Source organism: Allobosea rubneri (assembly GCF_032464875.1).
Lineage (GTDB): Bacteria > Pseudomonadota > Alphaproteobacteria > Rhizobiales > Beijerinckiaceae > Allobosea > Allobosea rubneri.
Map to the genome: position 1 here is coordinate 1 of NZ_JAWDID010000025.1, position 13,901 is coordinate 13,901.

At 68.1% G+C, this 13,901-nt stretch carries 13 protein-coding genes; 5 read left to right on the forward strand and 8 right to left on the reverse strand.

Features of this window, described 5'->3' with window-relative positions; translation table 11 throughout:
• Positions 1–736: DUF4139 domain-containing protein (locus RKE40_RS16530; protein WP_316019326.1), on the forward strand; the 736-nt coding region annotated here is incomplete at its 5' end.
• A 165-nt stretch (positions 737–901) separates the two neighbouring features.
• Here the strand turns inward: RKE40_RS16530 and RKE40_RS16535 are convergent.
• The gene (locus tag RKE40_RS16535) at positions 902–2,113 is read right to left on the reverse strand and encodes an amidohydrolase (RefSeq protein ID WP_316019327.1); all 1,212 of its coding nucleotides are present in this window, start codon (positions 2,111–2,113) and stop codon (positions 902–904) included.
• 193 nt (positions 2,114–2,306) lie between these two features.
• Positions 2,307–2,885 (reverse strand): tyrosine phosphatase family protein, encoded by a 579-nt coding sequence (locus tag RKE40_RS16540; protein WP_316019328.1) that lies wholly within the window; start codon positions 2,883–2,885, stop codon positions 2,307–2,309.
• 477 nt (positions 2,886–3,362) lie between these two features.
• Between RKE40_RS16540 and RKE40_RS16545 the strand changes: the two genes are divergently transcribed.
• Both RKE40_RS16545 and RKE40_RS16550 read left to right on the forward strand, forming a co-directional pair.
• Positions 3,363–4,655, forward strand: coding sequence for an adenylosuccinate synthase (locus RKE40_RS16545; protein ID WP_316019329.1), 1,293 nt, complete (start codon positions 3,363–3,365; stop codon positions 4,653–4,655).
• A gap of 31 nt (positions 4,656–4,686) precedes the next feature.
• Positions 4,687–5,916, forward strand: coding sequence for a serine/threonine-protein kinase (locus RKE40_RS16550; RefSeq protein WP_316019330.1), 1,230 nt, complete (start codon positions 4,687–4,689; stop codon positions 5,914–5,916).
• Between the two features lie 16 nt (positions 5,917–5,932).
• On the opposite strand, the gene RKE40_RS16555 is transcribed toward RKE40_RS16550, so the two are convergent.
• From RKE40_RS16555 to RKE40_RS16565, 3 genes are all read right to left on the reverse strand, one after another.
• Entirely contained in the window at positions 5,933–6,292 is a 360-nt protein-coding gene (locus RKE40_RS16555) for a type II toxin-antitoxin system VapC family toxin (RefSeq protein WP_316019331.1), read from the reverse strand.
• Positions 6,289–6,486, reverse strand: a complete 198-nt coding sequence (locus RKE40_RS16560; protein WP_316019332.1) for a type II toxin-antitoxin system VapB family antitoxin — start codon at positions 6,484–6,486, stop codon at positions 6,289–6,291. The genes RKE40_RS16555 and RKE40_RS16560 overlap by 4 nt, the downstream gene beginning before the upstream one ends.
• A gap of 80 nt (positions 6,487–6,566) precedes the next feature.
• On the reverse strand, positions 6,567–8,189 hold the full coding sequence (locus RKE40_RS16565) for a peptide chain release factor 3 (protein WP_316019333.1): 1,623 nt from the start codon (positions 8,187–8,189) through the stop codon (positions 6,567–6,569).
• Positions 8,190–8,362: 173 nt separating this feature from the next.
• Between RKE40_RS16565 and RKE40_RS16570 the strand changes: the two genes are divergently transcribed.
• Positions 8,363–10,039 (forward strand): methyl-accepting chemotaxis protein, encoded by a 1,677-nt coding sequence (locus RKE40_RS16570; protein ID WP_316019334.1) that lies wholly within the window; start codon positions 8,363–8,365, stop codon positions 10,037–10,039.
• Between the two features lie 15 nt (positions 10,040–10,054).
• On the opposite strand, the gene RKE40_RS16575 is transcribed toward RKE40_RS16570, so the two are convergent.
• Entirely contained in the window at positions 10,055–10,909 is an 855-nt protein-coding gene (locus RKE40_RS16575; protein ID WP_316019335.1) for a LysR family transcriptional regulator, read from the reverse strand.
• Between the two features lie 117 nt (positions 10,910–11,026).
• Between RKE40_RS16575 and RKE40_RS16580 the strand changes: the two genes are divergently transcribed.
• Positions 11,027–12,046 (forward strand): carbon-nitrogen hydrolase family protein, encoded by a 1,020-nt coding sequence (locus RKE40_RS16580; protein ID WP_316019336.1) that lies wholly within the window; start codon positions 11,027–11,029, stop codon positions 12,044–12,046.
• Here RKE40_RS16580 and RKE40_RS16585 read toward each other — a convergent pair.
• On the reverse strand, positions 12,043–12,804 hold the full coding sequence (locus RKE40_RS16585) for an ABC transporter permease (protein WP_066478225.1): 762 nt from the start codon (positions 12,802–12,804) through the stop codon (positions 12,043–12,045). The genes RKE40_RS16580 and RKE40_RS16585 overlap by 4 nt on opposite strands.
• Before the next feature lie 11 nt (positions 12,805–12,815).
• Positions 12,816–13,742 (reverse strand): ABC transporter ATP-binding protein, encoded by a 927-nt coding sequence (locus RKE40_RS16590; RefSeq protein WP_316019337.1) that lies wholly within the window; start codon positions 13,740–13,742, stop codon positions 12,816–12,818.
• Between the last annotated feature and the right edge of the window lie 159 nt (positions 13,743–13,901).

Sequence of the window (13,901 nt, forward strand, 5' to 3'; positions counted from 1 at the left end):
CGCTCTGGCGATCGCCCCCGCCCCCGCCGCGCCGGAGCCCGCCGCCGACGCCTTCCAGAAGCAGCAGGCCGAGGTCCAGACCGCCAGCGTCAGCGCCGGTGCCTATCAGGCGAGCTTCATCGTCCCGGGCCGGGTCTCCATCCCGCCGGACGGCTCCAGCAAGGCAGTCGTGCTGACGCAAGGCAAGGTCAGGCCGGAGCTCTCGGCCCGCGCCACGCCGGAGCTGGAGGAGAAGGCCTATCTCGAAGCCAGCTTCAGCCATGAGGATGAGGCGCCGCTGCTCGCCGGCGAGGTCTATCTCCACCGCGACGGCGCCTATATCGGCAAGGGGCGCCTCCGGCAGGTCGCGCCGGGCGACAAGGTCGAGCTCGGCTTCGGCGCCGATGACCGCCTCAAGGTGACGCGCGTGCCGGTGCGCCGGCGCGAGAACGATTCCGGCTGGCTCGGCGCGACCCGCACCGACCAGCGCGAATTCAAGACGGTGGTGAAGAGCCTGCACGCCCAGCCGGTCAAGCTCACCGTGACCGAGCGGGTGCCATTCTCGGAGAACAGCGCCATCACAGTGGAATTGCTGTCGCAGAGCACGCCGCCGACCGAGAAGCAGGTCGGCGACAAGCGCGGCGTCTCGGCCTGGAGCTTTGAGCTCGCTCCCGGCGCGCAGAAGGAGATCCGCCTCGCCTACCGGATCAAGTATCCCGGCGACCGCGAGGTCGTCTTCGACCAGACGCGGCGGTAGCTCGCTCCCTTCTCCCCTTGCGGGAGAAGGTGCCCCGAAGGGGCGGATGAGGGGTCGCGCAGGTCTACCCGTCATTCTCGCCCTTGTGGCGAGCATCCACGTCTTGAACACCGCATTGCTTGAAGGAAGACGTGGATGGTCGGGACAAGCCCGACCATGACGGTGTCACTCCGCAGCGACGGCCTGCCAGCCCTGGCCGAGCTCCTGCTCGACGAGGCCGACCCAGTAGCGCACGCCGGTCGGGATGATCGCGTCGTTGAAGTCGTAGAGCGGGGTGTGCAGGCCCTTGAAGGAGCCGTCCGCCTCGACGCCGTTGCCGATGCGCATGAAGGCGCCGGGGCAGACCAGCATCATCTCGGCGAAGTCCTCGCCGCCCGTGCCGCGCAGCATCTGGCCGTTGACATGCGCGGGATCGACGGCGGACGAGGCCGCTGCGACCGCGACCTTCACCTGCTCGGCCGCGTTGACCAGCGGGCTGGTGCCGCGATGGTAATGGGCGTCCGCTTCGCAGCCCCAGGCCTGCGCCGTCGCAGCCGCAAGCTCGGCGATGCGCCGCTCCACCAGAGCCCGCACATCCTGCGAATAGGTCCGCGCCGTGCCGCCGATGACCAGTTCGGACGGGATGACGTTCGAGGCGTTCTCATCGCCGCCATGGATGAAGCCGACGCTGATCACAGCCGTGTCGAGCGGCGCGACATTGCGGCCGATGATGCCCTGCAGGCCGAGCACGAAATGTGCCTGCGCATAGGTGATGTCGGTCGAGCGATGCGGCTGCGAGCCGCCATGGCCGCCGACCCCGCGGAAGGTCACCCGCCACGAATCGGCCGCCGCCAGGAAGGGGCCGACCGCCGTGCCGAAATGCGATGCCGGCACGCCCGGCGTATTGTGCAGGCCGTAGATGGCGTCGCAGGGGAAACGCTCGAACAGCCCGTCCGCGAGCATGGCATTGGCGCCGCCGCGGCCCTCCTCGGCCGGCTGGAAGATCAGGTTGACCGTGCCGCCGAAATCCCGGTTCTCGGCGAGATAGCGCCCGGCCGCGAGCAGCATGGTCGTGTGGCCATCATGGCCGCAGGCATGCATCCGGCCCGGAAACTTCGAGGCGTGCGGCAGCCCGGTCAGCTCCTCGAGGGCGAGGCAGTCCATGTCGGCCCGCAGGCCGATGGCGCGCTGGCCCGGCCCCTTGCCGCGGATGACGCCGACGACACCGGTCTGGCCGATATTCTCGGTGACCTCGACGCCCCATTCGCGCAGCTTGTCGGCGACGAGCTTGGCCGTGCGATGCTCTTCCAGGCCGAGCTCGGGATGGGCGTGGATGTCGCGGCGGATCGCCGTGAACTCGGCATGGTTTTGGCCGAGCCAGTCGTCGAGCTTCGTCATGGTCGCGTTCCCCTTGCCGGCGGCGTTCTTCTGCAGGCATGGCTCATGCCATCGCCAGCCACCGTCCCTTGAATTCATAGGGCCGATCGCCGCCGTCTCCCTCTGCGGCAACGGCAAAACCGCCATGCTTCTCGCGACTGGCCAGCGGCCGAAGCCGGAGAACTCTGCCGGCGCGGGCCGGGAACGAGCGTACTCAGCCCGCCATCTCGATCTCGGCGCTGCGGCCGAGATCGGCCATCCACTGGCGGTAGCGCGGCTGGGCCTCGAGCTGGTGGGCATAATGCCGGCGCAGCGCATCGGTGAGCCGGCCGCCGCGCTTCAGCGCCTGGTCGGCGAAGCCGATCATCACCGAGTTCGGCCAGGCCTGAGGCCGGATCGCCCGCAGCCGCGCGAACAGCGCGTCCTCGCCCTCATCGGCATGGACCTGCGCGATCAGCGACAGCATCGCCGCGGTCGAGCGCGAGATGCCCATATGGCAATGGACGAGCAGGTGCCCCTCCTGCCGCTTCAAAGCCGACTCGCGCAGCTTGGCGCCGAAGTCGAGGATTTCGTCGACATGCGCCTCTGTCGGATGCACGCGGCCTTCCTGCGGCGTGATGATGTCGTGGAAGCGCAATGTCGTGCGCTCATGCGCGTCATAGGCCACGAAGGACTGCAGCTCCGGCAGATCCGGATCGAGCAGCGAGAGCACATGGCTGACCTTGCGGGCGCTCTGCGCCGGCAGCTCCTCGATCCCGCAGATGGTCAGCGTCGAAATGGCGATCGGTTGCATCGTGGCGGGCCCCAAGGTGACGGATGGCGCCGGGTTAGTCCTGACTGCCCGCCCCCGCAACAACGATAATCGCAGAGCTGCCCTTCACCAGCCGACGCGAGCACCGTCAGAAGATGAAGCCGCATCGTGAACCGCTGTCGCGGCTGGCGACCAAACGTCGCCCTCATATGGCCAGCCACCGCGCAGCCGCAGGCAAAATCTGCGGATGCCTGGCCTACTCGTCCCCCGGCTTTGCGGGCCTGCGCCTTGACCTCGCCATGCTCTTGGAGGAAGAGGGGTTGCAAGGACCTCCCCGAAACCCCGGCCTTGCGCCGGGGTTTTCGTTTGTGCGGGCGCTTTGCGCCGGTGTGCTTTCGCTTTGGCCCGAATCGGCCGGACGATGGGATTTCGCGCCGGCCCAACCTGGAGCATGGTCCGGTTGCGGAAGTGATCCCACTTCCGCGGACGGGCTTCGGCAGCGAGAGAAAGGTCACCACCATGGCGAACGTGGTCGTGGTCGGCGCCCAGTGGGGCGACGAGGGCAAGGGCAAGATCGTCGACTGGCTGTCGAGCCAGGCCGATGTGGTCGTCAGGTTCCAGGGCGGCCATAACGCCGGCCATACGCTCGTCATCGACGGCGTCGTCTACAAGCTCTCCTTGCTGCCGTCCGGCATCGTGCGCCCGGGCAAGCTTTCGGTGATCGGCAACGGCGTCGTCGTCGACCCCTGGCACCTCGTCGAGGAGATCGCCCGGCTGCGCGCCCAGGGCGTCGAGATCTCGCCTGCGAATCTGCGCGTCGCCGACAATGCGACCCTGATCCTGCCGCTGCACCGCGAGCTCGACCATTTCCGCGAGACCTCGAACACCACGCTGAAGATCGGCACGACCAAGCGCGGCATCGGCCCGGCCTATGAGGACAAGGCCGGCCGCCGGGCGATCCGCGTCATCGACCTCAAGGACCGCACCGTCCTCGAAGCCAAGATCGAGCGTTTGCTGGCCCACCACAACGCGCTGCGCCGCGGTCTCGGCATCGCCGAGGTCGACGGCACCGAGCTGCTCGCCCAGCTGACCGAGATCTCCGCGCAGATCCTGCCCTATGCCGACACGGTCTGGGCCCTGCTGGACGCCGAGCGCCGCGCCGGCAAGCGCATCCTGTTCGAGGGCGCGCAGGGCGCCCTGCTCGACGTCGACCACGGCACTTACCCCTTCGTGACCTCCTCCAACATCGTCGCCGGCCAGGCTGCGACCGGCTCCGGCCTCGGCCCCTCCGCCGTCGGCTATGTGCTGGGCATCGCCAAGGCCTACACCACCCGCGTCGGCGAAGGCCCCTTCCCCACCGAGCTCTTCGACGAGATCGGCGAGTTGATCGGCCAGAAGGGCAAGGAATTCGGCGTCGTCACCGGCCGCAAGCGTCGCTGCGGCTGGTTCGACGCCTGCCTCGTCCGCCAGACCGTCAAGACCTCCGGCATCGACGGCATCGCGCTGACCAAGCTCGACATCCTCGACGGCTTCAAGGAGATCAAGGTCTGCACCGGCTACCGCCTCGACGGCCAGATTCTCGAGCATCTGCCGGCCGGCCAGAGCGACCAGGCCCGCGTCGAGCCGATCTACGAGACCATTCCCGGCTGGGAAGGCTCCACCGCCGGGGCCCGCTCCTGGGCCGAGCTGCCGGCTCAGGCGATCAAGTATGTCCGGCGCATCGAGGAGCTGATCGGCGCCTCGGTCTCCGTGCTTTCGACCAGCCCGGAGCGCGACGATACGATCCTGGTCCAGAACCCGTTCGAGGGTTGACGGACCGGGACAACACGGACATTTGAGGCCAATGGCCGATTTTCACCCCATTCTGGCGCGGGCGATCGCCGGGCTGACCGACAAGTCGCCCGAGGCGCGCCGGGCGGTCTATGACCGTGCCCGCGCCGCCCTGCTCGCCCAGCTGCGCAGCCTCGACCCGCCGCTCTCGGAAGCCGACATCACCCGCGAGCGGCTGTCACTGGACGAAGCGGTCTCGCGCATCGAGGCCGAGATCGCGCTCGCCGAAGCGATCGAGCCGAGCTTCCCGCCGCAGCCGTCGGGCGAGCGGCGCAGCGCTGAGCCGACGCCGCCCGCAAGGCCGGAGTCACCGGCGGAACGCCCCGCTCCGCCCGCCCCTGCAGCAGACAACGCTCGCTTCGACGAGCCGCCGCTGCGCGAGGACACGGCGCCGATCCGTCCCCGCGTCGCCCCTCCGCGCGGGCGCAGCGTCAATCCGGGCCATGTCCGCACGGCGGTCGTCGGCGTCGGCGTCGCGCTCGCCGTCGCGGTGATCGCGGGCGCCGCCTACTACGTCAACAAGATCAGTCCGCAGCCGGAGCAGGCCGCAAGGCCACGCCCCGAGGCTCCGGCCCAGCCGGCCCAGCCCGAGCATTCCGGCAAGATCAGCGAACGCGCCGGCACGCCCGAGACGCCGGCATCGCAGCCCGGAAACGCCCGCAGCGCCCCGGGCACGCCAGGCCAGACCAGCGACATCGCCGTCGCCCAGCGCGCCGTGCTCTATATCGAAGTGCCCGAGGCGCCGCAGCAGCCGCGCACGGTGCCCGGCCGCGTCTTCTGGCGGCTCGACAGCGACACGGTCGGCCAGGGCCAGCCGGTCGAGACCATCGTGCGCGCGACCGTCGAGGTTCCCGATGCGGGGCTCGCACTGGACTTCACCATCCGGCGCAACACCGACCAGGCCTTCCCGGCCTCGCACATCATCGGCATGCGCTTCACCACCACCGGCGAGGCGGCGAGCGACGCGATCCGCGAGGTCGGCGTGCCGCAGTTCAAGACCGATGAGAGCGAGCGCGGCGCGCCGCTCTCGGCCATCGCCTCTGCGCTCGGCGAGAACCTGTTCGTGGCGGCGCTGTCGAACGTCCAGATCGAATCCGACCGCAATCTCGATCTGCTGCAGTCCAGGTCCTGGATCGACCTGCCGGTGCGCTTCGCCTCGGGCCGGCGCGGCATCATCACCTTCGAGAAGGGCGTCTCCGGCAACCAGACCATCGCCGACGCGCTCGCCCGCTGGCGCGGCTGAGGCCCGGCTCGGGCGTCTACCCGGTCGCCAGGCCGAGCTTCTCCGCGGCCGAAAGCAGCCTCTGGTCACGCGTCCAGAGGCCGGCCCCGGCCAGTCGCGCCGAGGCCAGGAGGTGGACGTCGACATAGCCGATCCCGAGCCCGTTCAGGCGCTCCCGCTCGACCAGAGCCATGACCTCGCCATGTGTCGCGATGGCAGCCTGGGGCAGCTCCTCCAAGATCTCGATGACCGCGCCGCGCCTTGCCAGCGAACCGAGCGCGATCTCTCCCAAGACGAAGGGATGCATGAGGATCTGATTGTCCGAGAGCAGCGCGACGAGCCGCGCCTCGCTACGCCGCAGATGGTCGATCCAGATCGAAGTGTCGGCGAGGATCACGCCGCAGGCAGGCGGCGGCGCTGCGCCGCGCTCGCATCCGGGTCCGAGCCTCCCAGCTTTATCGCTCGCCTCGCCGCCTCACGCTGGATGAGCGCGGTGAGCGCCTCGCGCAGCAGCATCGAGCGTTCAGTGATCCCCGTATAGGCCTGAGCCCTTTCGACGAGCTCATCGTCCAGAGTGACGGTCGTTCGCATCGCCTTCTCCACCGGCATCATTTATAGCATCAGATGATGCTATAATCCATGCCTGCAGCTGCGCCCGTCGGGTCGCGGCCTCAGCCGCCGGCGACCTTCTGGTAGTCCTTCACATCGGAGAAGCTGATGTCGGGCGCACGCTCGGCGTCGTATTTCAGCGTGAACTGCGACGAGGCCATGAACACCGGGTCGCCGTCGAGATCATCGGCCATAGAGGACGGCTTCAGCGCGACGAATTTCTGCAGCGCCGCCTTGTCCTCGCTCGAGACCCAGCGGGCGATCGAGAACTGGCAGGGCTCGAAATCGACCGGCAGCGAGTACTCGACGTCCATGCGTTCCTTCAGCACGTCGAGCTGCAGCGCGCCGACGACGCCGACGATGGCGGGCGCCCCGTCATGCGGCAGGAAGAGCTGGACGACGCCCTCCTCGGCCATCTGCTGCAGCGCCTCGCGCAGCTTCTTGGCCTTCATCGCGTCCTTCAGCTTGACGCGGCGCAGGATTTCCGGCGCGAAGGAGGGCACGCCCTTGAAGATGATCTCCTCGCCCTCGGTCAGCGTATCGCCGATGCGCAGCGTGCCGTGGTTGGGCAGGCCGACGATGTCGCCGGCATAGGCCTCCTCGGCGATCGAGCGGTCGCGGGCGAAGAAGAACTGCGGCGCGTTGAGCGGCATCGGCTTGCCGGTGCGCACCAGCTTCGCCTTCATGCCGCGCGAGAGCTTGCCCGAGCAGACACGCATGAAGGCGATGCGGTCGCGATGGTTCGGATCCATGTTCGCCTGGATCTTGAAGACGAAGCCGGTCATCTTCGGCTCGTCCGCCTCGACCGCGCGCTTGTCGGCGACTTGGGCACGCGGACTCGGCGCATGGCGGCCGAGGGCGTCGATCAGGTCGCGCACGCCATAGTCGCGCAGCGCGGCGCCGAAATAGAGCGGCGTCAGATGGCCCTCGCGGAAGGCCGCGAGATCGAACGGCTTCAGGCCCTCGCGCGCCAGGAAGACCTCCTCGCGCCAGCTGTCGACCGCGCCGTTCGGCAGGAGCTCGTCGAACAGCTTGTCGTCCTCGCCTGCGACTGGCGTGCCGGCATCGGTCTCGTCGCCCTTCTGGTTGCGGCGGAAGGTGTTCGAGGCGAAATCCAGCGTGCCGACGAACTCGCGCCCGCGCCCGACCGGCCAGGTCATTGGCGCGACGTCGAGCGCCAGCGTCGTCTCGATCTCGTTGATCAGGTCGAAGGGATCGCGCGTCTCGCGATCGACCTTGTTGATGAAGGTCACGATCGGGATGTCGCGCAGGCGGCAGACCTCGAACAGCTTCTTGGTACGCGCCTCGATGCCCTTGGCGGCGTCGATCACCATGACGGCACTGTCGACCGCCGTAAGGGTCCGATAGGTATCCTCCGAGAAGTCCTCGTGGCCCGGCGTGTCGAGCAGGTTGAAGACATGCCCGCCATACTCGAAGGTCATCACCGAGGTCACGACCGAGATGCCACGCTGGCGCTCGATCTTCATCCAGTCGGACGAGGTCTGGCGGCGGCCGGCCTTGGCCCTGACTTCGCCGGCGAGCTGGATCGCGCCGCCGAAATACAGAAGCTTCTCGGTCAGCGTGGTCTTGCCCGCGTCCGGGTGCGAGATGATCGCGAAGGTACGGCGGCGCGCATGCGGCGCGGCGGCGGCCACGGCGCCGTCGATGGTCTGAAGATCGGTCATGGCGTGGTTGAGACAGGATGGCGGCGCCTGAGTCAATCGCCACGCACCTGCCCGATCAGGCGATTTCAGGTCGCTCGAACGTAATATTAACCAAACCCGGCTTGACTGCTCGACGGTTTCACGCCGCGCGCCAGGGGGAAAGTCGCGGCAGGCGCGCCCAAGAACCGATGGCCATGCTGCGCACGATATCGAGCCAGATCCTCGCGGCCGTGCTGCTGCTCGCCCTGGCGGCGGCACTCGCGATCGCCGTCGGCGTCCAGACGCTCGAACGCTATGCGATGATGACGCGGGAGATGCAGGCTGCCTCGCAGCGCGCCGCCATCGCAGAGCGCATCAACGGCCTGGTCAACGGCGCCGTGATGGAATCGCGCGGCATCTACATGAGCGCGGACGCTGCCGACGCCGAACGCTTCATTCCTTTGCTGCTGCAGGGGCTGCGCGAGATCGACGTGCTGATGCAGGACTGGCAGCCGCTGATCGGCCCCGGTGATCGCGACAGCTTCACGGCCGTGGCCAAGAGCGTCGAGGAGTTCATCACCTTCCGTCGCGAGATCGTGCGCCTTGCGCGCGCAGGCTCGATCGCGGCGGCCCGGGCGAAGGGCGACGACGAGGCCAATCGCAACAATCGCAAGGCGCTCAACGAAACGCTCAAACGCTTCGCCGGCAGCAACGATGCCCACAGCGCCTCCCTCGATACCGAACTCGTGCACATGCAGCAGAGCAGCTCGCGCCTGCTGATTGGCACCGGCGCCTTCGCCATCGCGGCGGGCCTGGCGCTTGCCCTGCTCATCGTCCAGCGCCGTATCGCTGGGCCGCTGCTGCGGCTTGCGGCGACGATGCGGGCGCTGGCGGCGGCCGAGCCGGTGGACGAGATTCCGCTGGTCGAGCGCGGCGACGAGATCGGCGACATGGCGCGCTCGGTCGCAGTCTTCCGCGACAATGCGCGCGCCCGCGCCCTGCTAGAAACCGCCGCTGCCGGCGACGAGGAGGCAAGGATCGCGCGCCAGCGGCGCATAGACGAGATCGTCGCGGCCTTCGATGCCAGGCTCGCGGGCGCGCTCCAGACCGTGGGCGGCGGCGTCCAGTCGCTGGAGAGCGCGGCACGCATGCTGAACGGCCTCGCCGTCGCCGCGACCTCCGAGATTGGCCGTGCCCAGTCGGCATCGCAGGAGGCCTCGGGCAATGTCCAGCAGGTCGCGACCGCTGCCGAGAACCTGTCGGATTCGATCAGCGAGATCTCGGCCCGCGTCGCCCGCGCCAATGCGATGGTCGGCGGCGCCAGCGAGGAGGCGCTCGGCGCCAGCCGCCATGTCGGCAATCTCGCCCGCGCCTCCGAGCAGATCGTCACCGTCATCGACCTGATCCGCGACATCGCCGAGCAGACCAATCTGCTCGCCCTCAACGCCACCATCGAGGCCGCGCGTGCCGGCGAGGCCGGGCGCGGCTTCGCCGTGGTCGCCGCCGAGGTGAAGACGCTGGCCAACCGCACCGCCGAGGCGACCAATGGCATCGCCAGCCAGATCGAGGCCTTCCATGGCGAGGCCGAGGGCGCCGTCAGCGCCATCGGCACCATCACCCGCACGATGAGCGACGTCTCGCACCAGACCGGCGCCATCGCCGACGCGACCGAGGAGCAGCGCGCGACGACCTCCGAGATCGCCCGCAACGCCCAGGCGACCGCCCATGGCGCAGCGACCGTGGCGCAGCGCCTCGCCGGCGTCACCGCCGCCTCCGACGACGCGATGCACTCTGCCGCCGAGGTGCTGCGCACCGCCGAGAACCTCGCCCGCGAGGCGGCGACGCTGCGCGGCGAGGTCGACACCTTCTTCAAGCAGATCAAGGCAGCCTGAGCGGACCGGGTCAGGCTACCCGCCGTGCAGCTCGCGAATGTTGCGGGCCAGCTCCAGAGCTGCATCGCTTGCGCCGGCACGCGGTAGGTAAAGATTGATGAGGAAGTCGGTCAGTGGCGGAAGGCCGACCGACTCCTTCAGAACGGCCAGCGATTCCGGTACCGTCGAAGGCAGCATCGGCGAGACGGCGATATCGGCCTCGACCGGAGCGCAGATCGCTTCGAAGCTCGCGACCTCACAGACGAAGCGCCAGTCCCGCCCAGCGGCAGCGAGCGCCTTCAGCGCGATCGGGCGATGCGGGCAGGTATCGTCGCCTGTCGAAAGCGGCAGCGGCTCGCGCAGATGGGCCGTTCCATTGCGCGCGCCGACCCAGCTCAGAGGCTCGACCCGCAACGTCTCGCCGCCCGTCGTGTCGGCGCTCTGGACGACGATCGCGAGATCGATGTCCCTACGATCGAGCTGTTCGAGCAAGCGACCGCTGCTGTCGCAAACGATGACGACACGCACCTGCGGCCAGGCCCGATCGAAACGCCGCAGGATCGGCGTTCCGAACGGCCGCACGAGATCAGACGGCATGCCGAGCCTAACCTCGCCGGCGAAGGCAGGCCTGCCGATCGCCGCCCAGACCTCGTCGTTCTGGCGCAGCAGCCGACGCGCCTGCCCGATCAGGCGCTCTCCCTGCGGGGTCAGGTGGATGCCGGCGCGGCCCCGCTCGACGAGGCGACAGCCGAAGCTGTCCTCGAGCCGTTTCAGCTGAAGGCTGACCGCAGCCTGCGTCAGGTTGAGAAGCCGCGCAGCCGCTGTGATGCCGCCGGCTGCGACGACGGCATCGAAGGCACGCAGCAAGGCGATGTCGAGGTTTCGCGGCATCTCCGCCTCGATAACGGTCGCTTATGCCGGGAATAATGCAGTTTTGATTTCGTTATGTCAGCAGGCAGCTAACATCGCTTCGGAAACGTGTTCCAGGTAGCGCAATGGGAGACGGTCATGGCAGTCGAAGGGCGGTTCACGCTCGCGGCGATCCAGGCGCGCCAGATCCTGTTCGACCGCGACGCCGCGACGGAGAAGGCCTGCCGGCTGATCGCCGAGGCCGCGGCGGCAGGGGCCACGATCGCAGCCTTCGGCGAGGCCTGGCTCCACGGCTATCCGTTCTTCGCCGACGCAGAATTCCGCCCGCTGAGCTGGCAGGCGATGGCTGAGTATCAGGCCAACGCCGTCGAGATTCCCGGGCCGACGACGGATCGGCTTTGTGCGGCCGCCAGGGAGGGCGGCATCGACGTGGTGATCGGCGTGGTGGAACGCGACACGGCGACGCTCGGCACCGTCTATTGCACGCTGCTCTTCATCGGACGGGAGGGGCGAATCCTCGGGCGGCACCGCAAACTGAAGGCTACGCATGTCGAGCGCGCCATCTGGGGCGATGGCGACGCCGAAGGCCTGAGGGTGCACCAGCGCTCCTATGGCCGGATCAGCGGTCTGAACTGCTGGGAGCACAATCTCTTCCTGCCGGGGCAGGCCCTCGCGGCGCAGGGCACCCAAATCCACGTCGCGGCGTGGCCGGGCCGGGAGCCCGCCAATGCGCCGCCCTATCCGGACATCATCTGGCCGCGCCAGCACCTGCTCTCGCGTGCCTTCGCCTCGAAAGCGGCCTGCTATGTCATCTGCGCCGCCGGCATCCGGATGACCGAGGACGTGCCGGAGCGCTATCGGGAACTCGCCACCTACGAGCACACGGGCCAGAGCTGCATCATCGATCCCCGCGGCGAGATCATCGCCGGCCCGGCCGAAGGCGAGACCATCCTGCTCGCCGAAGGCTCGATGGAGGCCGTTCTCGCCGCCAAGTCCGCAGTCGATGCCGGCGGCCACTATTCCCGCCCCGACCTGCTTTCGCTGATCATCAGCCGGGGTTCGCTCGAAGAAACGGCACAGGACCGAGGCCAACCCTACTCCGCGCTTCGCTCGCCGTCCGGCAAGAACGAATGTGACGCCCTCGGGATCCGACCCTAGTTCTTCAGCCGGTAGCCGGTCTTGAAGATCCAGGCGATGACCGCGATGCAGGCGCAGAGGAAGACCAGCGTCATGGTCAGGCTGACGGCGATGCCGACATCGGCGAAGCCGAAGAAGCTCCAGCGGAAGCCGCTGATCAGGTAGACGACCGGGTTGAACAGCGTCACCGCCCGCCAGAAGGGCGGCAGCATGTCGATCGAGTAGAACGAGCCGCCGAGAAAGGCGAGCGGCGTCACGATCAGGAGCGGCACGACCTGCAGCTTCTCGAAACCATCGGCCCAGACGCCGATGATGAAGCCGAACAGGCTGAAGGTCGTCGCGGTCAGCACCAGGAAGAGCAGCATCCAGAGCGGGTGCTCGATCTTCAGGGGCACGAACAGGAAGGCGGTGACGAGGATGATCAGGCCGAGCATCACCGATTTCGTCGCCGCCGCAGCGACATAGGCGAAGACCGCCTCCCACCAGGCGACCGGCGCCGAAAGCAGCTCGAAGATCGTGCCGGTGAACTTCGGGAAATAGATTGCGAAGGAGGCGTTGGCGATGCTCTGCGTCAGCAGCGAGAGCATGATCAGGCCAGGCACGATGAAGGCGCCGTAGGGCACCCCGTCGATCGCCTGCATGCGCGAGCCGATCGCCGCGCCGAAGACGACGAAATAGAGCGAGGTCGAGATCACCGGCGAGAGGATGCTCTGCAGGGGCGTGCGCCAGGTCCGCGCCATCTCGAACAGGTAGATCGCCTTGATCGCGTGCAGGTTCATGGTCGCGGCGCTCATGCGTTCGCCCTCAGAAGGCCGACGAAGATGTCCTCGAGCGAGGACTGGCTGGTCTGCAGGTCGTTGAAGCGGATGCCGGCCGCACCAAGATCGCTGAGCAGTGCCGTGATTCCGGTGCGCTCGGCCTTGGTGTCGTAGCTGTAGACCAGTTCCGTGCCATCGGCGCGCAAGGTCAGCCCATGGCCCGCGAGCGCCTCCGGCACCTCGGCGAGCGGCGTCTGAAGATGCAGGGTGAGCTGCTTCTGGCCGAGCTTGCGCATCAGCTCGGCCTTGTCCTCGACCAGTATGATCTCGCCCTTGCTGATCACCCCGACCCGGTCGGCCATCTCCTCGGCCTCCTCGATGTAGTGCGTGGTCAGGATAATGGTGACGCCGCTGTCGCGCAGCCGCCGCACCAGCTTCCACATGTCCTGGCGCAGCTCGACGTCGACGCCCGCCGTCGGCTCGTCGAGGAACAGGATCTGCGGCTCGTGCGCCAGCGCCTTGGCGATCAGCACGCGCCGCTTCATGCCGCCGGACAGCGTCATGATCTTGTTGTCGCGCTTGTCCCAGAGCGAGAGGTCGCGCAGCACCTGCTCGACGATCTCAGGGTTCTTCGGCTTGCCGAACAGGCCGCGGCTGAACGACACCGTCGCCCAGACGGTCTCGAAGGCGTCGGTGGTCAGTTCCTGCGGCACGAGGCCGATGCGGCTGCGCGCGGCCCGGTAGTCGGCGATGATGTCGTGGCCGTCGGCGAGCACCGTCCCGGTGCTCGGATTGACGATGCCGCAGACGATGCTGATCAGCGTCGTCTTGCCGGCTCCGTTCGGCCCGAGCAGGGCGAAGATCTCGCCGCGCCTGATGTCGAGCGTGACGCTCTTCAGCGCCTGGAAGCCCGAGGCATAGGTCTTCGAGAGACCGGAAATCTGGATGATTGGCTGCATGGCGGAACGCTGCTGGAGGGATGAGGCGATCTGATGAAGGCGACGCCGCGCAGCTCCGCCCAGCCTGCGCGACTCCCCACCGCAAAAGAATATGGCCGGGACGCGCCCGGCCATAGCAATTTATTCTGTCAGTTCCTGTCAGCGGACCAAGGTCAGCGG